The 18,695-nt window shown below is 44.9% G+C and carries 22 protein-coding genes; 8 read left to right on the top strand and 14 right to left on the bottom strand.

The features are described 5' to 3' along the window. Positions 1-114 precede the first annotated feature (114 nt). Positions 115-870 (bottom strand): YhfC family intramembrane metalloprotease, encoded by a 756-nt coding sequence (locus ACFFLE_RS06415; RefSeq protein ID WP_380570307.1) that lies wholly within the window; start codon positions 868-870, stop codon positions 115-117. 196 nt (positions 871-1,066) lie between these two features. Between ACFFLE_RS06415 and ACFFLE_RS06410 the strand changes: the two genes are divergently transcribed. Further along, positions 1,067-1,468 (top strand): hypothetical protein, encoded by a 402-nt coding sequence (locus tag ACFFLE_RS06410; RefSeq protein ID WP_380570306.1) that lies wholly within the window; start codon positions 1,067-1,069, stop codon positions 1,466-1,468. Here ACFFLE_RS06410 and ACFFLE_RS06405 read toward each other — a convergent pair. After that, positions 1,465-2,346, bottom strand: a complete 882-nt coding sequence (locus ACFFLE_RS06405; RefSeq protein WP_380570305.1) for a DMT family transporter — start codon at positions 2,344-2,346, stop codon at positions 1,465-1,467. The genes ACFFLE_RS06410 and ACFFLE_RS06405 overlap by 4 nt on opposite strands. Positions 2,347-2,488: 142 nt before the next feature. Between ACFFLE_RS06405 and ACFFLE_RS06400 the strand changes: the two genes are divergently transcribed. From ACFFLE_RS06400 to ACFFLE_RS06390, 3 genes are all read left to right on the top strand, one after another. Continuing rightward, positions 2,489-2,644, top strand: coding sequence for a hypothetical protein (locus tag ACFFLE_RS06400; protein ID WP_380570304.1), 156 nt, complete (start codon positions 2,489-2,491; stop codon positions 2,642-2,644). A 243-nt stretch (positions 2,645-2,887) separates the two neighbouring features. Further along, complete coding sequence (locus ACFFLE_RS06395; RefSeq protein WP_380570302.1) at positions 2,888-3,118, top strand: hypothetical protein; 231 nt, start codon at positions 2,888-2,890, stop codon at positions 3,116-3,118. A gap of 36 nt (positions 3,119-3,154) precedes the next feature. Further along, the gene (locus tag ACFFLE_RS06390) at positions 3,155-4,345 is read left to right on the top strand and encodes a cation:proton antiporter (RefSeq protein ID WP_380570301.1); all 1,191 of its coding nucleotides are present in this window, start codon (positions 3,155-3,157) and stop codon (positions 4,343-4,345) included. Positions 4,346-4,353: 8 nt separating this feature from the next. Here the strand turns inward: ACFFLE_RS06390 and ACFFLE_RS06385 are convergent, their stop codons facing one another. Continuing rightward, a complete protein-coding gene (locus ACFFLE_RS06385; RefSeq protein ID WP_380570300.1) occupies positions 4,354-4,668 on the bottom strand; it encodes a CHY zinc finger protein in 315 nt (104 codons plus the stop codon). A gap of 182 nt (positions 4,669-4,850) precedes the next feature. On the opposite strand from ACFFLE_RS06385, the gene ACFFLE_RS06380 reads away from it, so the two are divergent. Continuing rightward, positions 4,851-5,285, top strand: a complete 435-nt coding sequence (locus ACFFLE_RS06380) for a hypothetical protein (protein WP_380570298.1) — start codon at positions 4,851-4,853, stop codon at positions 5,283-5,285. 91 nt (positions 5,286-5,376) lie between these two features. On the opposite strand, the gene ACFFLE_RS06375 is transcribed toward ACFFLE_RS06380, so the two are convergent. Further along, complete coding sequence (locus tag ACFFLE_RS06375; RefSeq protein ID WP_380570297.1) at positions 5,377-6,111, bottom strand: SDR family NAD(P)-dependent oxidoreductase; 735 nt, start codon at positions 6,109-6,111, stop codon at positions 5,377-5,379. 246 nt (positions 6,112-6,357) lie between these two features. On the opposite strand from ACFFLE_RS06375, the gene ACFFLE_RS06370 reads away from it, so the two are divergent. Next, positions 6,358-7,815 carry an aldehyde dehydrogenase family protein gene (locus tag ACFFLE_RS06370; protein ID WP_380570296.1) on the top strand — a complete coding sequence of 486 codons (1,458 nt, stop codon included), beginning with the start codon at positions 6,358-6,360 and terminating at the stop codon, positions 7,813-7,815. Positions 7,816-7,884: 69 nt separating this feature from the next. On the opposite strand, the gene ACFFLE_RS06365 is transcribed toward ACFFLE_RS06370, so the two are convergent. After that, a complete protein-coding gene (locus ACFFLE_RS06365) occupies positions 7,885-8,346 on the bottom strand; it encodes a MarR family winged helix-turn-helix transcriptional regulator (RefSeq protein ID WP_380570295.1) in 462 nt (153 codons plus the stop codon). Positions 8,347-8,585: 239 nt separating this feature from the next. Here ACFFLE_RS06365 and ACFFLE_RS06360 point away from each other — a divergent pair, with 239 nt between their 5' ends. After that, entirely contained in the window at positions 8,586-10,256 is a 1,671-nt protein-coding gene (locus ACFFLE_RS06360) for an alpha-keto acid decarboxylase family protein (protein ID WP_380570294.1), read from the top strand. 56 nt (positions 10,257-10,312) lie between these two features. Here the strand turns inward: ACFFLE_RS06360 and ACFFLE_RS06355 are convergent, their stop codons facing one another. Next, positions 10,313-10,705, bottom strand: a complete 393-nt coding sequence (locus tag ACFFLE_RS06355; RefSeq protein WP_380570293.1) for an SDR family oxidoreductase — start codon at positions 10,703-10,705, stop codon at positions 10,313-10,315. Positions 10,706-10,994: 289 nt separating this feature from the next. Between ACFFLE_RS06355 and ACFFLE_RS06350 the strand changes: the two genes are divergently transcribed. Next, the gene (locus ACFFLE_RS06350) at positions 10,995-11,489 is read left to right on the top strand and encodes a GNAT family N-acetyltransferase (RefSeq protein ID WP_380570292.1); all 495 of its coding nucleotides are present in this window, start codon (positions 10,995-10,997) and stop codon (positions 11,487-11,489) included. A gap of 112 nt (positions 11,490-11,601) precedes the next feature. On the opposite strand, the gene ACFFLE_RS06345 is transcribed toward ACFFLE_RS06350, so the two are convergent. The 8 genes from ACFFLE_RS06345 to deoC form a co-directional block, all read right to left on the bottom strand. After that, on the bottom strand, positions 11,602-13,470 hold the full coding sequence (locus tag ACFFLE_RS06345; RefSeq protein WP_380570310.1) for a PTS fructose transporter subunit IIABC: 1,869 nt from the start codon (positions 13,468-13,470) through the stop codon (positions 11,602-11,604). Further along, on the bottom strand, positions 13,470-14,384 hold the full coding sequence (gene pfkB, locus ACFFLE_RS06340; protein WP_380570291.1) for a 1-phosphofructokinase: 915 nt from the start codon (positions 14,382-14,384) through the stop codon (positions 13,470-13,472). The genes ACFFLE_RS06345 and pfkB overlap by 1 nt, the downstream gene beginning before the upstream one ends. Continuing rightward, entirely contained in the window at positions 14,381-15,133 is a 753-nt protein-coding gene (locus ACFFLE_RS06335; RefSeq protein WP_380570290.1) for a DeoR/GlpR family DNA-binding transcription regulator, read from the bottom strand. Before ACFFLE_RS06335 ends, pfkB begins: the two co-directional genes overlap by 4 nt. Positions 15,134-15,243: 110 nt before the next feature. Next, positions 15,244-15,909: a hypothetical protein gene (locus ACFFLE_RS06330; protein ID WP_380570289.1), complete on the bottom strand. Its 666-nt coding sequence runs from the start codon at positions 15,907-15,909 to the stop codon at positions 15,244-15,246. A gap of 11 nt (positions 15,910-15,920) precedes the next feature. Continuing rightward, positions 15,921-16,895 carry a flotillin-like protein FloA gene (floA, locus tag ACFFLE_RS06325; protein ID WP_380570309.1) on the bottom strand — a complete coding sequence of 325 codons (975 nt, stop codon included), beginning with the start codon at positions 16,893-16,895 and terminating at the stop codon, positions 15,921-15,923. A 51-nt stretch (positions 16,896-16,946) separates the two neighbouring features. Continuing rightward, positions 16,947-17,630: an NfeD family protein gene (locus ACFFLE_RS06320; RefSeq protein ID WP_344700929.1), complete on the bottom strand. Its 684-nt coding sequence runs from the start codon at positions 17,628-17,630 to the stop codon at positions 16,947-16,949. 119 nt (positions 17,631-17,749) lie between these two features. Next, on the bottom strand, positions 17,750-17,926 hold the full coding sequence (gene rpsU / locus ACFFLE_RS06315) for a 30S ribosomal protein S21 (RefSeq protein ID WP_344700930.1): 177 nt from the start codon (positions 17,924-17,926) through the stop codon (positions 17,750-17,752). A gap of 101 nt (positions 17,927-18,027) precedes the next feature. After that, on the bottom strand, positions 18,028-18,693 hold the full coding sequence (deoC, locus tag ACFFLE_RS06310; protein WP_380570288.1) for a deoxyribose-phosphate aldolase: 666 nt from the start codon (positions 18,691-18,693) through the stop codon (positions 18,028-18,030). Positions 18,694-18,695 lie beyond the last annotated feature (2 nt).

The following is an 18,695-nucleotide window of genomic DNA, read 5'->3' as shown; positions in this document are numbered from 1 at the left end:
GACACCATTGGAAGTCTTTTTGAGTTACATGGGTGAAAAGGAACTGTCTAGCTTATTTTGACAAACGAAATAGTCTTAAAATGCTTCATGCTGCTTTGAATCCAATCTGCCTTATTATGCTACCTGTTTATATGCTATCCACACGATGACCAAAGTCATTATCATCAATCCTGCGTACATCAACCACATATTATCCAAAAGACCAGCCTGCATCATGGCCGCTGTCACATTCGTCAATGCATGCAGCACGATTGCTGCCGGGAATAGCCACCATTTTCCTTTCTTCATGACAGATGTAAATACAATGATGGACAGGCCAATATGCACAGTAATCGCAAAAACCCGTTCCACAATCGAAAGTATATAGGTGAAGGCTGATGTTCCTGCAATCGATTCGATGAGGGCTGGCGGCAGGTTATCGACCGCACTGCTGCCATTGTTGATCATAATGCTGAAGACGACTGAATTCAGCATGCCGAGCCCCAAAACTATAATCGCTTCAATACCTCCATGTCCGATACCGTAGGATATAGCTGAATCTATTCTATTGTATTTGCGCTTCATCAGCAAAAAAGCGATGAGACGCCCAGTCTCCTCGAATATCCCGGCAGCCAGCACGCCGTACAGCACATAAAGCCAAGGTGATTTATCAAGCAGCGGAATCGTACCATCCATTTTGGGTTGAAGCACCAAAAAATGACTGATCTGCTCAAGCACCATAGCGAAAAAGATGAAGATCGCTGAACCGATCAATATAGGAATCCATTGGATTTTGAATCTGCGCCTTAATACAAGGATGAAGACAAACGGCAGCAGAACCGAAGCTAAACCTGCTATTACCATAAGAATTATTTGTGATGTACCAACCATGAAATTCTCCTCTTTTTACTTAATGATAACAATGGCATCCCATAAATGGAATGCTCTCTGACAATCAACGTCCGCCCTCCTCTACGAACGCCAAACGAGTTTTCTCCTGGATTCATCTACAGATGGCGGCCTTTATAATATTTATTTGATATACTCGACATGAAAAGCCCATTTTTAGAAACGGAGCGTAATCATAATGACGATCACAGTTAAAAGAAGTACCAATTCAATCGGAATGGGTACAGGTTTGAACATCAAGACTGACGGCAAAAAAGTCGATAGAATCTACCATGAAGAAGAAAAGGAAATTGAATTGGAGAGCCCTGTTATAGAACTGAGCGTATCCCGCGGATTGTCCCGAAGCAATACGCTCAAGGTGGCAGATGAAGAGTACATCATCATACGCTCTACCCCATGGCGCACACTGTCCTTAGTCATATTATTCGTCCTGTTGGCCGTCATAATGCTTCTTGTCGATACACTTTTCCATCAGGTCATCGGCTTTTTGGGACTGTTGCTCTATGCTCTGGTTGCTGAATACAGCTTTGAACAGTTCAGGTTGGAAAAGGCAGGGTTTGAAGCGCACACTGAATTTTAAAGAGTTCTATTACGCCTTTCACGATGCTGGTTGAACAGGAAAAAGTAAACACCGGACAATACAATTAAGCCGCCTATCACTTGAAGGGGCGTCAAACTTTCGGAGAGTATGAAATAGGCAAGGAATGATGCACCCACAGGCTCCAGAAGCATAGCCATGGAAACAGTTGTAGGAGTCAGCTCGTTAAGCAGATAATTGAATATCACATGGGCGATTGTCGGAAGGATGGCGAGCAGAAGGAAGAAACTCCATTCCCGGGGCCCGTATCTGAACAGTTCAGTGCCAGTCACAATGTTGTAGACCAATAGGAATAGGCCCGCAATACTGAAGACTAGAAAGCTGTAGACCCAGTGCGTAAGATTCCGCACTGTATTCTGGCCGATCAGAAAATACGCCACAACAGCCGTTACCCCAAGAAAAGAAAGCATGTTGCCAAAAATGGCGCTCAAGTCCGTGAAGCTGAAATCTCCCCAACTGATGAGCACTACACCGAAAAATGATATGAAGACGATTGTTACCATCTTTGTTGAGACTTTCTCTTTGTATAAAAGGTAGGCGGCAACCATTGCGACAAGTGGCTGCAAGGCAAGGATGACAGTTGAGCTTGCAACGGATGTCAACTGAAGCGAAGCAAACCAGAATCCAAAATGCATGGCCAAGAAGAGCCCCGCCGCCATCAACGCCCACCATTCTTTTACGGTGGGTTTCAATAGTTCACGCCTGTATCTAAAGATGATCGGTGACAATAAAACGCCAGCAAACAGCATTCGGTACATGCTGATGATGCTCGCAGGGGCTTCTGATAATTTTACGAAAATCGCAGCGAAAGCAATGCATACGACAGAGAGGGCCAGTAGTGCCACCATAGATTTTTTCATCATTACACTCTTTCTGAAGCATATTTTAGGACTTATTAGACGGATTATTTAATTGATTAAAGAATATCATATTTTTGATTCAACGTTTGTGGCTTCTTAGCTATTGAAGAATTAACTATTTATAGAATTTGGAGTGGAACTGATGAAACACTATATGCGCCTATTCAAAACCCCTTTCAACATGATCCAATCAGGATATAAAACTGTGGAAGTAAGATTGAATGATGATAAGAGACGCAAATTAAAACCTAATGACAGATACACTTCACTGTACTGCCTGAAGAGGATCAATCTGTAACCGTGACTGTGGAAAATTGGAGACTTACCCCACTTTCAAGGATATGTACACCAGTATAAGTGCCAAAGAGCTTGGTAATGACCGCGGTGAAACAATCGCAGAAATGGTTCGGAACACTTATGACATATATAGTAGCGAGCAAGAACAGAGGTGGGGGACGATTGCCATATACATCAAGTTGTCAGTGGATTCCCCAGATTATTAATATCGACAGGAGGGGCAATATGTATTTGGAGATCTTTGATGAAATTATATCAATCATGCATAACGACTACTCGGGTCATCTGGACAAAAGATGATTTATTTGAGTTGTATTATCCCACCTCAAAAATATCAGATACGCCTGATGGGAGAACTATAACCGAGTGGGAGGCTGCTGTTAAACCGGATGTTGATATCCCTTGGAGCCCCCGTCATATCACTGAAGATCCAGACTTGGAAGCAGCACTGGTTTTTATTGACGGAAGTCGTTAAAAGTATCTTAATTTAAATTCTACAGGAGGTGGCACCATGACTGCTTCGCAATTGCTCATATTGCTGTTGATCGGCTATATGGTCTTTACAATAGACAAAAAGAAAAATAACTTTCCCGTGCCGGTAGTCCTTGTGCTCATCGGTATCGGATTATATTTTATTCCCTACTTCTCATCCATCAACTTGACCGAAAACACCATCTACCATGTTTTCCTGCCGGCTCTCTTATTTACATCCGCCTATCAGTTTCCAGCTGACAAGTTCCGAAAGAATGTCGGCATCATCGCCTTCCTTGCCACAATTGGCATCATGTTGACGGTGGCGATCCTAGGCGCGGCAATATACGCTTTAAGTGGCCCGTTCGTGTCGATATCCCTTCTCGGCGCACTAGTCATCGCTTCAATTCTCACTCCGACCGACCCTGTCTCAGTCGTATCCATCATACAAAGCGCGTCAGATGATGAGAAAGTGGCGGACGTCGTCGAGGGTGAATCGATGATTAATGATGGCACGAGCATTGTCATCTTCAGTACACTTGCCGGCATGTATACCGGCAGCCAGTCTTTTGGTGTATTCACGTTTCTTGGAGAATTCCTATTTGTCTCCTTGGGCGGTACGCTGCTCGGCATTGCATTCGGTTGGCTGATGAGTAAGGCGGTACACTTCATCCACAATAAACAGTACCAGGTCATGCTCAGCATCATCTTGGCCTATGGTCTCTTCAATCTTGCTGAAGCCGTAGGCGTATCCGGAGTGCTCGCGACCATTTTTGCCGGCATCATGCTGTCGTTCGAATACAGCCGCGCAAGTAAAGAAGACCATTTCAGGGAAGCGCTTGATGGATTTTGGGGCGTCGTCGAATTATCTGTGTTGTCTCTTTTATTCTTACTGATCGGTATAGAAGCGGCTAAATTCCTCATTTTCGATGGATGGATTTTTGCCATCATCATCTTCATTTTGGCGCTCGTTACCCGCTTCATCATAATCATGTCGACTACGCAGATATTCCCAAAATGGCGCCATCATATAAGCTGGCGCGAGTCCACTCTGATTTCATGGGCAGGACTGAAAGGCTCCATGTCTGTCTATTTGATACTGAGCCTATATTCCCAAACAGAATCGGCAGACTCTGCAATGATCATCTCACTGGCATTTGCAGCCACGCTCGCTTCGCTGGTGATACAGAGCCTCGGCGTCTCACCTCTATCCAAGAAGCTGCTCAAGTAGCCAATCATCTAGACATCGAAGTATATATGATGATGGAGTGCACATCCTTCATTGAAGGCAGCATGACAGTTGGCACAATTCACTCGTGATAAGTAATCATGGATGGTGTGGACATGCCCACAAGCTCCACATAGTATAGCTGGTGCATGAAATTCTTCCTTCTGCCATACTTCCCTATCATGATCCGCTTCTTCCTGGTGGCACTTGTAGCAAGGATAATATGTATTACAGCACTTGAATTTGATTGCAACAATGTCTTTGGCGGAATGATAATGGATGCATCTCGTCTGTTCATCAATCGGTGATCCATGGATTCCATCCATTGGACAGCACTCTCCTTATCCCCTTCTAGGGTTGGAATATAATAGTAAAACCGTTATCATAGAACATAACATAAACTAAATGATCTGACTGTTCAATAATTTTGGTCCACGCACTTCGCGCTAAAGTCTCTACTTATAATTGTTTTACCTGACCAATTCACTATTCATTGGAGCGTATGTGTATGAAAAAGCAAGTTCTCCTCTTCGTATTTTTGGCGTCATGCCTGTTTACGGGATGTGATGATCAGACGGATGAACTCTCCGGCAGATCATTCAACCTCATATACCCGACCACTCTCCCTAGCGGCCAAAGTAATCACCAAGGGTTGACCGTCTTCACATTCAAAGATGGAACGGTCGAAACGCCGTACATGAATGATGTCGAGGGGGAGTACGCCTTGAAAGAAGAGGAACTTAAGGTAGTCTTCCAGGAGGATTCCCAAAAATTGAAGATCACTTTTGAAGATTTCGATGCCAGCACTAAAAACTACAGCACATACTCCGCCATCATAGAACAAGTAGAGCTCAAAACATCAAGCAATCAGAAAGCGCGGGGCTTATCCAAATTGAAACAAATATTCAAAGTGGATTTCCCTGTGGAATTCCTGGAGAGGTAGAAGGTCCGACCTTGATTTTATAGGCCCTTTAAAACAGGATACCCCATAATAAAAAGGATGCTCATTGTGAGCATCCTTTTTTCACCTGTCATTACAGAGCTGTAATACCGCCGTCTATGACAAATTCTGAACCAGTAGAGTATCTTGCTTCATCTGAAGCCAAGAATACCACCATATCGGAAACTTCTTCAGGTTGTGCAACGCGACGGAGAGGTATCGTTTTCTTGAATTCTTCAACCGCTTCTTTTACACCTTCCTGTTCAAGCATCGGTGTCTGGATTACACCTGGGTGAACAGAGTTGACTCTGATGTTAAATGGAGACAATTCACGTGCACTTGCTTTCGTAAGTCCGCGTACGGCGAACTTAGTATCCGTATATGCCGGAGCGCCCCCTACTAATCCATTCATTGAAGAGATGTTAATGATGGAACCATTTTTCTGTTCTTTCATGAGAGGTGCTACCGTTTTAGTTCCGAGGAAGACGGAAACTTGGTTGATGTTTACAATTTTCATATAATCATCAAGCGAAATATCTTCAAGTCCTTTATTGTAAGTGATACCGGCATTGTTCACGAGTACATCGACGCGTCCGAACTTCTCTACGACTTGATTAGCTACATTTTTCCAGTCTTCTTCATTAGACACGTCATGCTTGATGAATAGCGCGTTTTCTCCAAGCTCTTTCGCAGTAGCTTGCCCTTTTTCTTCATTGATGTCTGTAATTGCAACTTTCGCACCTTGAGCGAGTGCTTTCTCAGCATGCAGTTTGCCCATGCCTTGTGCGCCTCCGGTGATGATAACTACTTTGTCTTCTAACCTTTTCATTATATGATGCCCCTTGTTGTTGGGATTACCTTTATTATTCCAGATTTCAGCCTGTTTGTGAAATGATATACTCATAGAATAAATAAAAGATAAGGATTTGTTACAATACGATGCACTGAGTTTAGTTGTGTAAAGTAAGGGTATATGATTTGAGAGTCAACCGATGATTATCCGGTTGCAATACCACGAGATTGATCAGTAGGCTGCATTAAATTATTGCAGTGCAGTAAATATAGGAGGAAAATCATGAATCAATATCAAAAACTCAACAAAAGTTTCATCAACGGCGAATGGGTTGATGGTGCTGATGAGAAGAAGACTGAAATGACGAATCCATATAATGGTGAAACATTGGCCGAAGCCACCATGGCTTCTGTCGATCAAGTGGAAGAAGCGTTCACAGGTGCAGCCAATGCACAGGACGCATGGGGGAAAGATTCCGCCAAGAGAAAAGAAGTGATGGAAAAGGCCATCCAATATTTCAAGGATAATAAAGACGATATTCTGGAAATGCTTACACTTGAATCCGGCAGTACGTCAGTCAAGGCGGGACTTGAATTCAACTTGACTGTAGGCGTCATGGAGGAATCGCTGACGATGGTTGATAAAATCGGCAAGTTTGAAGAAAAGGAATCGATCATTCCTGATAAGGTCAATGAAAACTACCGTTTGCCGCAGGGCGTCATCTCCTCAATTGCACCATTCAACTTCCCGCTATATCTATCAATGAGGACCATTGCCCCTGCACTCGCACTCGGCAATGCTGTCGTTCATAAAGCAGATATACAATGTGGACTAGTATCCGGTTCGGTCATCGCCAAGGCGTTTGAGGAAGCCGGGTTGCCTTCAAGCATCTTCCACTCCATCCTTTCACGCTCTAGCGTCATCGGGGATATCATGTTCAACCATGATTCTATCGGCCATGTAAGCTTTACCGGTTCTACCCCTGTCGGTCGCCATATCGGTGAAGTAGCTGGTGAACTGTTGAAGGAAGTTTCATTGGAACTTGGCGGTAATGGTCCGATGGCAGTCATGAGTGATGCAGATATAGATAATGCTGTGAATGCGGCAATCTACGGTAAATATCTGCACCAGGGACAAATATGCATGGCAATCAACCGCATTATCGTGCACGAAGACCTATATGATGAATTCACGGAAAAATTCGTAGAGCGTTCGAAAAAAATTAAATACGGAGACCCTAAAGATCCGGACGTGGTCGTCGGACCACTGATCAACAGCAAGCAGATGGAGAAATCTCTCGATAACATCCAAACTGCTAAAGATTCCGGTTTTGATCTATTGCTTGAAGGCGAACAGCAAGGCAATGTATTGACCCCTACTGTAATCGGTAATGTAGAGAACGACAGCGAACTGGCACAGACTGAAATGTTCTCCCCTATCGCCATAATAATCAAGGGATCATCCGATGATGACATCATCAAAAAATCAAACGATACCCAATATGGGCTCAGCTCCGCCATATTCTCTCAAGATGAAGAAAAAGCACGTCAATATGCACTTGAGCTCAAATTCGGCATGACCCATATCAATGATCAGCCGGTCCAGGATGAACCGACTGCGATGTTCGGTGGTATGCGCCAGAGTGGCATCGGTCGATTCGGCAGCCCATATATCATCGAGGAGTTTACAGAGAAAAAATGGATTTCAGTCCAGAAGAAAACAAGGGAGTTTCCATTTTAATAAGTAAAATGAATATCCCCCGGCGAATCAACATATGATTTCTCCGGGGGACGTTTTAATGTGTCCACTTCAAGTGGTACTTCCATCTTCGGTTTTTGACTCATCAACCGCAATGATGCTTTTCATCACTTCTTTCCAGGTTTCCTCGCTGTCTGATCCCATGGACTCAAAGATTTCATTCATTTTCCCTCTTTGAACATCGCTCAATTGTCTTTCAAGCGCTTCCCCTTTTTCTGTCAGTTTCAATTCACGAACACGACGATCGTGTGATGCAGGTTCACTCGTCATATAGCCCATCTCAACCAGTTGGCGTGTCGGGGCATGCAGCGCCTGCTTAGTCACTTCTAATGTATCCAAAAGTTCATGGACACTTATATTCGGTTGTCTGGCGACAAAAAATAGAATTCGATGATGAAGGCGATGGATGCCGTGCTGCGAGAGGATGCGGTCAGGTTCTTTTATAAATGTCCGGTATGCAAAATAAAAAAGCATAAGTGTCTCGTTCAACTGATCTTCACGATTTTTATCCATAGTGCAATTACCTCCTTGTAAAAGAATATCAGAATTAAGTGTCCTTGTGCTGAGTGGCTAGCCATAAAAAAACGACGATCTTTTATAGGTCAATAACATTGACCTATAATGATGCTAGTGTTACCCTTTAATCAGACATAAGCTGGTTGGAAGCTGGCGCCCTATAAAGCGAAGACCCAGCCATCAGACAATGATCCTATCAGAAACGCATGACAAAATACTAATTTGAGGTGTTTAGAGTGAAATATGAGTATACTGTTTCAGACTATCTATTAGATCGGTTATCAGAACTTGGTATCCGCCATATGTTTGGTGTACCAGGCGATTACAACTTGGCTTTCCTGGATGATGTCATCGGCCATGAAGGCATGGAATGGGTGGGTAACCGTAATGAGTTGAATGCCGCTTATGCTGCCGACGGCTATGCCCGCATCAATGGCATTGCTGCTTTGAGTACAACGTTCGGTGTCGGTGAATTGAGCGCCATCAATGGCATTGCTGGTTCCTATGCTGAACATGTGCCTGTAGTTAAAATTTCAGGTGCACCGACGACAAAAGTGATGGACAATGGACTTTATGTCCATCATACATTAGGCGACGGCAAATTTGATCACTTTTCCAGAATGTTTCAGGAAGTGACTGCGGCCCAGACTTTTTTGACGCAGGAGAACGCCGCCTACGAAATCGACCGGGTACTGCTTGCCTGTCTGACTGAGAAGCGTCCTGTCCATATTACATTGCCAATCGACGTATACAACAAACCGGCAAGTAAGCCAACATCCCCGCTCCATGAAGCAGTGACTGACAGCAACCAGGAGGCATTGGAGCAGATGCTTGCTGAAATCACGCCCATGATCAATGAAGCAAAGCGGCCTGTCATATTGGCGGGGTATGAAGTGAACCGCTATGAAAATCGGGAAGAACTGCTTCAGTTCGCTGATAAAACAGGCATCCCGGTTACAATTTTGAGTGGCGGCAAAGGAGTATTCAATGAAGAACATCCGCAGTTCATCGGCGTCTATAATGGTGAGCTGAGTGCGCCCTACCTGCAGCAACGCGTGGACGAAGCCGACTGCATAATACAGATCGGAGCCAAACCGACCGACTCGACGACAGGCGGCTTCTCCTACAACTTCTCTGAAAAGAACGTCATTCAAATTTCACCATTCTCCGTAAAAGCGACAGAAAAGAAACATGCGCCAATCACAATGCACGACGCATTGTCTGCACTGAGTGGGAAAGTCAGCAAAAAAGACCCTGAATCGATGGACATCAAGTCCCTGCACGAGCAGCTTAAATCTGGCACATATGAAGCTAAAGAAGAGAATCTTCAACAAAACCGCTTCTTTGAGCGCCTATCCTCTTTCATGAAAGAAAAGGATATACTGCTTGCGGAACAAGGCACTGCCTACTATGGCGCAGCAACGATGCCGATACCGAAAGATACGATGGTCATCGGACAGCCTTTATGGGGTTCAATCGGCTTTACACTGCCTGCCCTATTAGGATCTCAACTTGCAGATATGGGCCGCCGGAACATTCTCCTTATCGGCGATGGCTCATTCCAACTGACTGCGCAGGAGCTGTCGACTATGCTCGCACAACAGATCAAACCGATCATCTTCCTGATCAATAATGATGGTTATACTGTTGAACGTGCCATACATGGTGAAAATCAGCCCTATAACGATATACCGATGTGGGACTACATGAAACTCCCTGAAGTGTTCGATCCTGAAGGGAGAACTTTGACACTCAAAGTCGAAACTGAGACTGGGCTTGAAGAAGCATTGAAGGCAGCAGAAGAAAACTCTGAATCGATGACCTTCATCGAAGTCATGATGCACCGTGACGACAAACCCGATCTGTTGGAACAGCTGTCAAAACGATTTGCAAATCAGAATGCCTGATTTTTTCTGATCGATTATATATGAAAAAGAAGCCCTTTAATTTAAAGGGCTTCTTTCTATTCAAATGGATTTTGCAAGTCATATTTGATGGTTTTTAGAGTTTTGCTACTAATATGCGCTCCATCCTGCATCTGCCGCAAGTGCGACATCATTAATATAACTTGAATCGTCAGAGGCAAGGAACAAGGCATATTCGCAATCTCTTCCACTGTGCCGGCCCGTGGCATGAGGTTGACCCCCCTCGTTGATGCTTCCATGCCAAAATCATCTACACCTTTCATGGCCGCTGAGAACCCTGATTGGACAGCTGCTGGCGCCAATGCATTGCACCGGATATTCTCAGACCCGTAGTGGGACGCAACATTTTTCGTCATGCCGACGATTGCGTGTTTGGCAGCAGTGTAGGTCAATCCTCCACGACCACCCGTTAGTCCGGTGATCGAAGGCATATTTACAATTGTACCCCCGCCGTTCTCCTTGAAATACCGATTCCCGAGGCACTCCCTGTAATGACTGCAACTTTTTCATCCAATTTACCCATCTTGTTCATCCCTTTCATGTAGGATAAATCTTTTACCTCTCTATAATACCACTTGTGCTCTAAGCCATTGAGTATAATGGCTTGAAGATTCGATTCATCTGATTGATGAAAGGCTTTTTGTTTTCTGGTATCATATCATCAAATCGACTCATACAGACATTTATGCGTACCATAAGAATTAAACAGGGAGTGACTCGATGCATATAAGACGCCTGACCATCAGCGATGCTGAAAATTTCCTCGCCTTGAATAAAAAATTGGACGACTCCGGATTCATGCTCCATGACCCGGGAGAAAGAAAGATGAAAACAGCAGAACAACGCCGCGCACTCGTGAAACTGAATGATGATCCTTCAACCATCTTTTATGTTGCAGAGGAGTCGGACCAACTTATCGGCTTTATAGCAGCCTTTCGGGGAAAACTCAATAGGAACAGACATCGTGCCTCCCTCGTGGTGGGTGTAGATGAAGCGTACCGCGGCAAAGGAATCGCGACCCACCTTTTTCAGAAGATATTCGGCTGGGCTGGGGATAATAATCTTTTAAGACTGGAATTGACGGTCATCGAGAACAATATGCCTGCCTTGAAACTTTATCGGAAAATGGGGTTTAAAACGGAAGGCGAGAAAGTACAGTCTTTGAAAATTAACGGCAAAATGGTCAATGAACTATATATGTATAAGCTATTATGATACGCAGGCTATATATTTCTGACATGGATTCAATCTTTCAGGGAAATAATGCCGGCCGCATCGTGGTTGATGGATGCGGCCGGCATTATTCTTTATATGAAATTTTGAAGCATTACGCCACTCTTTTTTTAAACAATCCGAGTAACACCGCTGAAACTATCGTGCCTATCAACAGTGATATGAGGAACATCAGCCTGCCCTCACCGATTGTCAGTGCAACGAACAGTCCACCGTGAGGTGCATTCACCGTTGTGGCGAAAGCCATCGCAAGCGCGCCTGCTGTAGCAGAACCGATGACCATCGTCGGGATGACGCGGAGTGGATCTGCTGCAGCGAAAGGTATCGCGCCTTCCGTTATGAACGAAGCACCCATAATCAGGTTAGTCGGGCCGGATGACCTTTCGACCTCTGTGAACTTGTTCCTGAATATCATGGTCGCGAATGCAATTGCGAGCGGCGGCACCATCCCACCGATCATAGCTGCAGTAATCGGTTCCGCGTTGCCTGCTGAAAGTGCCGCAATGCCGAACGCATAAGCTGCTTTGTTTATCGGGCCACCCATATCGATCGCCATCATGCCACCGACAATGGCTCCGAGCAGAATGATGTTTCCACCGCTCATGCTACTGAGAGATGTATTCATCCATTCATTCAATGCACTCGCCGGAGGGTCGACGATATAGTACATGATCAGTCCTGTCAAGAACACACCGATCAATGGATAGAGCAGTACTGGTTTCAAACCATCCAACGTCTGCGGCAAGCCTTCAAGCACTTTTTTGATGCCGACCATCAGATAACCGGCAAGGAAACCGGCGATCAGGCCACCAAGAAAACCTGATCCCATTGTAGATGCCATAAGGCCGCCGATCATACCTGGAGCCAGACCTGGCCTATCAGCAATACTCATGGCGATGAAACCGGCAAGTATCGGAATCATCAGCTGGAAGGCATTTCCACCGATGAAGTTGATCATTTCAGCAAACGGGCTGTATTGTTCGTGATCCGGGTCTGCTGAATGGATGCCGAACATGAAACTGACCGCTATCAATATCCCACCAGCAACAACAAATGGCAGCATATTGGAGACGCCGTTCATCAAATGTTTATAAATTGAAGATTTTCCTTTGGATGTCTGACTTTCTTCAAGCTGTTTGCCCGATTTTTTAGCTGCATATGGCGCTCTCGAAGAATCAAGTGCCTGATTGAGCAGTTCCCCGGGACGCTTGATGCCGTCTGCCACCGGAACTTCGACAACGTTCTTGCCGTCAAAGCGTGACATGTTCACATTAGTATCAGCAGCAACGATGACACCTGCCGCTTTTTCTATATCCGCTTCAGTCAGTTCGTTTTTGACGCCGGCTGAGCCGTTCGTCTCGACTTTGATATCGTAGCCCAGCTCGCCTGCTTTCTTCTTCAAGGCATCTGCTGCCATATAAGTGTGCGCAATACCCGTTGGACACGCTGTGACACCAACCACATAAGGCTTGTCAGAAGATTCATCGGCTATTTCTTCTGCAGGTGCACTGTCGTCGAAATGATTGATGGTATCCAATATCTCATCTTTAGTCGATGCCGCCATCAATTGCTTGCGCGCTTTATCATTCATCAATATTGTGGAGAGCTTCGCAAGCGCATCGAGATGGGTCGTCGCCTGGCCTTCCGGTGCAGCGATCATAAAGAACACATAAGCCGGTTGTCCATCCATCGAATCATAATCTATCCCATCAGTGCTGCGTCCGAACATGATTGCCGGCGCCTTCACTTCAGAGGTCTGGGCGTGTGGAATTGCTATGCCGTCACCGACCCCTGTCGTGCTTTGCACTTCCCTTTTTTGAATCGCTTCAATGAAACGCGTCGAGTCCGTCACTTTGCCTGTCTGTTCCAAGCCCTCAGCGAGTTCTCTTATGATCGCATCTTTATCCTGGGCACGGACAGACATATTAATTGTATCTTTTGTCAGTAGCTCTGTTATCCTCATCATTTCACCTCTTCTATCGATTGAAGTTCTATCTTACCCACTAAACGTTCAATATCCGCCCTTTTGGCAAGATCGTCATTGAAAGCTGTGGCACTTCCTGAAGCCACTGCATATCTAAGCTGCGCTTCAAGTCCACTTCCCTTTTTACCAATGAATCCTGCGACCGTCGAGTCGCCTGCACCTACAGAGTTTTTGAGTGTCCCCGGTGGTGATGGCATGTGATAGACCGTATCCGTATTGACAAATAGCGCTCCTCCACTGCCGAGTGTCAGTAATACATTTGAAGCACCCTGCGCCAGAAGCTCACGACAGGCATTGATCCTCTCTTCCTGCGTACTGAGTTTACAGCCCACTATCTCTTCCAATTCGACATCGTTGGGTTTAATGAGATAAGGGTGATACTTCAACGTTGATACTAGCTTTTGCCCTTCAGTGTCGATGCTGAAGCCGATATTACGCTCATGGAGCAGACTGCTCAAAAATTCATACACATCCTTATGGTTCGAGGGGACACTGCCGGCAAACACGACATGATCACTCTCATTCAAGGATTTGAGTTGATCTTCGAGCTTGGCGAGATCATCATCTGTGATGATAGGTCCTGCTCCATTTATTTCAGTTTCCTCATCCGTCTTTAATTTGACGTTGATGCGGGTATCTCCTTCCACCCTTAAAAAATCATTTTTAATGCCGCTTTTTGACAATGTGGATTCAATGAAATCTCCGGTGAATCCACCTACGAATCCAAGTGCAGTCGTTTCAACACCGAGTTCATTCAAAATGCGGGATACATTGATGCCTTTACCGCCTGTGTATTTGGCAGTATCAGAACTTCTGTTGAGTGCACCCATTTCAAATTCCTTCAGCCTTACTACATAATCCACGGATGGATTGAACGTTACTGTATAGATCATTGGCTGCCACCCCCTATTATATTTGTCCTTGATTGGATTGCTTTAATGAAACCGTGGGAGGCATCGTCGGTAATGATCGCCGTCTCTTCTATATCGGCAAAATGGACGAATGCATTACGGTTGTATTTCGAACTGTCGACCAGTGCATATGCCACGTTGGACTGACGGATGGCACTCTTCTTTATGAACGCTTCTGCTTCTTTGGGTGTCGATAAACCATGTTCAGCTGAAATGGCATTTGTCCCTACGAAGCACTTATCGAAATTAAGATGATTGATCTTCTCTATGACTTCAGGCCCCACGACTGCTTTGGTCGCAGGTTTCACTCTACCAGATAAAACATGTGTTTCATGCCCGTTTCTGACCAACGGTTCTATCAGGGTGATGCCATTCGTCACAATCGTGATGTCCTCTTGATTGATGAAGTGTACCATTTCGTAAGTCGTGGTTCCTGCATCGATAAAAATGACATCTCCATTTTCTATCAATGAAGCAGCCGTTTGAGCGATTTTGATTTTTTTCGAGAGGTTTTTTACGGATTTTTCCCCATAATCTTCTTCTCTCTCGTTTTTTCTGGTTGTTGCCCCACCATGTACCCGCTGAAGGGCGCCTTCATCCTCTAGATGTGATAGATCCCTTCTTACAGTAGCTGAACTACTTTTAGTCAATTCAACAAGTTTTTTGACGGAGGCAGTTCCATTTTTAGCAAGGTGGTCCATTATGATTTCATATCTTTTTGACGTGAGCATTTAATCACCTTCTTGAGTGAATTTTATAGTAAAATTCACTCAAAATCAATCTTTTATAATCAATATTAATCATATTCAATCAAAAAAAATAACACCCGCGAATGCGGATGTTATTTCTTCGATTTGGGCTTACCAAGTATTTCAGAAAAAATGACGCCGTTGACGACATCTTGTGCCTCGAATGTAAGACCATTTTTCTTCAATTTTGGTTTTTCCTTTTTACCGGCAGTGCTTCTCTCTGTTCCTGCTTCTGGTTTACCAACTTCTATCGGAGCATTACGACTTCGGGACTGCCCCATTCTGGATTGACTTTCCTCTTTTACTCTCTCAGCCCAATCTGTGTTCCTCACTTCGCGTTCAAGATTCTGTGCTTGACGCCCAGCCCTTGTGTTCTTCACTTTATCTTCCATTGTGCGACTGGACGTACGCTCAGATGAAGTACGTTCACTGGAGCGGCGTTCCCTCGGTTGGCGTTCGCCTCGGGTAGACGCTGGCCTGGAAGATTGTCCGATTGGTTGTTCTTGACGAACAGGCTGAGTCTTGCTATCTTCTCCGTTGCCCATACGACGCTCAATCTCGCCCATCAGATCGCCAAACATGCCTTTTGATTCATCTGGCGTGTTCGGCTGTCTTCTTCTTGGTGCAGATTTGCTGGTCGGACGCTCCATCTTGCTCGGATCAATATTCCGCTCCTGATTTTTGCTTTTATCTTTTTGGCTGGTGATCGCTGTATAGATGATACCGCCCAAAAATATAAGCAGAGGAAGTATTTCCATAGTATCACAGCCTATTCATCTTGATCTTTGCGTGTCGGGTCAGTCATTTTATTGATCGAATCGCGCATGTTTGTATCCGCTTCGACATTTTTAAGGTCGTAGTAATCGCTGACTCCGATATTGCCGCTTTCAAGTGCCTGTGCAAACGCAAGTGGTACTTTGGATTCTGCTTCGACCACTTTCGCGCGCATTTCTTCTACGCGTGCTTTCATTTCCTGCTCTTGTGCGACAGCCATAGCACGGCGTTCTTCTGCTTTAGCCTGGGCGATATTCTTATCGGCCACAGCCTGTTCAGTCTGAAGATCCGCACCGATGTTCTTGCCGATGTCCACATCAGCAATGTCTATCGACAGGATTTCAAACGCTGTACCGGAATCGAGTCCTTTAGCCAATACCGTCTTTGAGATGCTGTCAGGGTTCTCAAGTACAGCTGTATGGCGTTTTGAAGAACCGATCGTGGAAACGATGCCCTCACCTACACGTGCAACGATTGTTTCTTCACCTGCACCACCGACAAGACGTTCGATGTTGGCGCGGACGGTGATGCGCGCTTTCGCCTTGACTTCAATCCCGTCCATTGCAACACCTGCAATGAAAGGTGTCTCGATGACTTTAGGATTGACGCTCATCTGTACTGCTTCCAAAACGTCACGGCCTGCAAGATCAATGGCCGCACACCGTTCAAACGTAAGATTGATGTCCGCACGCTGCGCTGCAATAAGCGCATCTACAACACGGTCTACGTTACCACCGGCGAGGAAGTGCGACTCCAACTGGTTCGTCGACACTTTCAGGCCGGCTTTATGTGCCTTGATCATCGGTTCGATGACTCGCTTCGGCTTGACCCGTCTGAGCCTCATTCCAACAAGCGAGAAAATACCTACATTAACGCCTGCAGCTATGGCAGAAATCCATAGCCCGATCGGCACGAAGGACAGGAAGAAGGAAATTACAATGAATGCAATGACGACCAAAAAGATGATCATCAATCCTGATCCTGTAATAAACATAAGATTCATATGATACGCTCCTTTTCATTATTCTTCTAATGGTCTGACGACTACGCGCGTTCCCTCGACATGTATCACTTTTACATCTACATTCCCTTCAATGAACGCACCTTCTGCAACAGCATCGATACGCTGGTCACCAAACTTGATTGTGCCTGATGGCCTGAGCGGAGTAACCGTTTTAGCAGCTTCTCCGAGCAGATACGACCGGTCATCAAATGACGTGTAACCAGACTCCTTATCTGTGGCATCCTCTAAAATCAGACGGCTCAAAAAAGGAATTTTCTTCTTTTTGAACTTCACAAATATCACCCATTCGACTAATGCCAATAAAATGATGGTAGCTAAGAAAATGCTGAAGAGCAGCATATCATCACTTACAAGCAAGATACTGAAAAGCAGCATCAGGCCACCCAAAATGCCAAGTATGGCACCGATTACAAAAAACTCGATTATAATGAACATCATGCCCAAAATAAAGAGCGAGAGTGATAACCCATTGTAATCTCCAACAAGAAGGTGTCCTGCATAAAACACGATAATTGAGAGGAAGGAGAGGAGGCCAAGTAAATTGAAGTTCTCGGAAAACAACTGATAGATCAAACCTAAAAAGAATATGGATAGTAAAATAAAGGCAATCAATGGCATGGTTACGACATCTCTGAAGGTTGTGATTAAACTTCCGAGCAAAAATGAATCTAGTATCGCCATTTGAATCCCTCCATTAAGTTCATTATACATTAAAACATACTATTATAAAATCGATTCCACTAAAAAGAGACAGCACACAAGTGCTGTCTCTATATATCGACTATTCAGAGGGAGTCGACCTATTTGAATTTGCGTTTACGGGCAGCTTCTGATTTCTTTTTGCGTCTTACACTAGGTTTTTCGTAAAATTCTCTTTTACGAGCTTCCTTGATCGTGCCGCTTTTAGAAACTGTGCGCTTGAAACGACGCAGCGCGTCTTCAATAGGTTCATTTTGCTTAACTACTGTTTTAGACATCGTCTTCCCTCCCTCCGGATAACAAAAAGCTTACTTATTACATAGCATCTACTATGTACTTATACATTATAATATATAGAGAAAATTGGGTCAACCGCTAATTAATAACTGCTTTCCCCTTGGCCACCGTTTACGATCGCTATACCGCTAGATGCACCGATTCTCGTTGCGCCACTTTCGATCATGAGTTTGGCATCTTCAAAGGAGCGTACGCCACCACTGGCCTTGACTCCCATATCTTCTCCAACAGTCATCCTCATCAGGGCGACATCTTCGACTTTGGCGCCTTCACCATTGAATCCAGAGGATGTCTTGACGAAATCAGCACCCGCCTTCTTGCTCAGTTCACACGCCTTAACGATCTCATCACTGTCTAAAAGCGCAGTTTCGATGATGACTTTGACGAGCACTTCCTGACCGGCTGCATCGCATACGGATTTGATGTCATTATAGACTAGATCTTCATTTCCTGACTTCAGTGCTCCGATATTGATGACCATATCCACTTCATCCGCTCCATTTTGAATAGCATTCATCGTCTCGAACGCCTTAACTTCAGAAGTAGAGGCTCCAAGCGGGAAGCCGATGACTGTACATACTTTGACGTTACTGTCTTCCAGCAGGTCTCTTGAAGTCGCCACCCATGCTGGGTTGATGCAGACGCTGCAGAAGTCGTATTCTTTTGCTTCCTTGCAAAGTTCGAAAATCTGATCTTGGGTTGCTTCAGGTTTAAGCAGTGTATGATCGATATATTTTGAAAGTTCCATTC

This window comes from Salinicoccus siamensis, assembly GCF_042429615.1.
GTDB lineage: Bacteria > Bacillota > Bacilli > Staphylococcales > Salinicoccaceae > Salinicoccus > Salinicoccus siamensis.
Note: the sequence above shows the minus strand (reverse complement) of the source record. Positions and strands in the feature narration are given on the sequence as shown.

Excerpts from the sequence above, each read along its gene's own strand:
- ACFFLE_RS06415 (WP_380570307.1), bottom strand. The coding sequence starts at position 870 with ATGGTTGGTACATCACAAATAATTCTTATGGTAATAGCAGGTTTAGCT.
- ACFFLE_RS06410 (WP_380570306.1), top strand. The coding sequence starts at position 1,067 with ATGACGATCACAGTTAAAAGAAGTACCAATTCAATCGGAATGGGTACA.
- ACFFLE_RS06405 (WP_380570305.1), bottom strand. The coding sequence starts at position 2,346 with ATGAAAAAATCTATGGTGGCACTACTGGCCCTCTCTGTCGTATGCATT.
- ACFFLE_RS06400 (WP_380570304.1), top strand. The coding sequence starts at position 2,489 with ATGAAACACTATATGCGCCTATTCAAAACCCCTTTCAACATGATCCAA.
- ACFFLE_RS06395 (WP_380570302.1), top strand. The coding sequence starts at position 2,888 with ATGAAATTATATCAATCATGCATAACGACTACTCGGGTCATCTGGACA.
- ACFFLE_RS06390 (WP_380570301.1), top strand. The coding sequence starts at position 3,155 with ATGACTGCTTCGCAATTGCTCATATTGCTGTTGATCGGCTATATGGTC.
- ACFFLE_RS06385 (WP_380570300.1), bottom strand. The coding sequence starts at position 4,668 with ATGGATGGAATCCATGGATCACCGATTGATGAACAGACGAGATGCATC.
- ACFFLE_RS06380 (WP_380570298.1), top strand. The coding sequence starts at position 4,851 with ATGAAAAAGCAAGTTCTCCTCTTCGTATTTTTGGCGTCATGCCTGTTT.
- ACFFLE_RS06375 (WP_380570297.1), bottom strand. The coding sequence starts at position 6,111 with ATGAAAAGGTTAGAAGACAAAGTAGTTATCATCACCGGAGGCGCACAA.
- ACFFLE_RS06370 (WP_380570296.1), top strand. The coding sequence starts at position 6,358 with ATGAATCAATATCAAAAACTCAACAAAAGTTTCATCAACGGCGAATGG.
- ACFFLE_RS06365 (WP_380570295.1), bottom strand. The coding sequence starts at position 8,346 with ATGGATAAAAATCGTGAAGATCAGTTGAACGAGACACTTATGCTTTTT.
- ACFFLE_RS06355 (WP_380570293.1), bottom strand. The coding sequence starts at position 10,705 with ATGCCTTCGATCACCGGACTAACGGGTGGTCGTGGAGGATTGACCTAC.
- ACFFLE_RS06350 (WP_380570292.1), top strand. The coding sequence starts at position 10,995 with ATGCATATAAGACGCCTGACCATCAGCGATGCTGAAAATTTCCTCGCC.
- ACFFLE_RS06345 (WP_380570310.1), bottom strand. The coding sequence starts at position 13,470 with ATGAGGATAACAGAGCTACTGACAAAAGATACAATTAATATGTCTGTC.
- pfkB (WP_380570291.1), bottom strand. The coding sequence starts at position 14,384 with ATGATCTATACAGTAACGTTCAATCCATCCGTGGATTATGTAGTAAGG.
- ACFFLE_RS06335 (WP_380570290.1), bottom strand. The coding sequence starts at position 15,133 with ATGCTCACGTCAAAAAGATATGAAATCATAATGGACCACCTTGCTAAA.
- ACFFLE_RS06330 (WP_380570289.1), bottom strand. The coding sequence starts at position 15,909 with ATGGAAATACTTCCTCTGCTTATATTTTTGGGCGGTATCATCTATACA.
- floA (WP_380570309.1), bottom strand. The coding sequence starts at position 16,895 with ATGATCATCTTTTTGGTCGTCATTGCATTCATTGTAATTTCCTTCTTC.
- ACFFLE_RS06320 (WP_344700929.1), bottom strand. The coding sequence starts at position 17,630 with ATGGCGATACTAGATTCATTTTTGCTCGGAAGTTTAATCACAACCTTC.
- rpsU (WP_344700930.1), bottom strand. The coding sequence starts at position 17,926 with ATGTCTAAAACAGTAGTTAAGCAAAATGAACCTATTGAAGACGCGCTG.
- deoC (WP_380570288.1), bottom strand. The coding sequence starts at position 18,693 with ATGGAACTTTCAAAATATATCGATCATACACTGCTTAAACCTGAAGCA.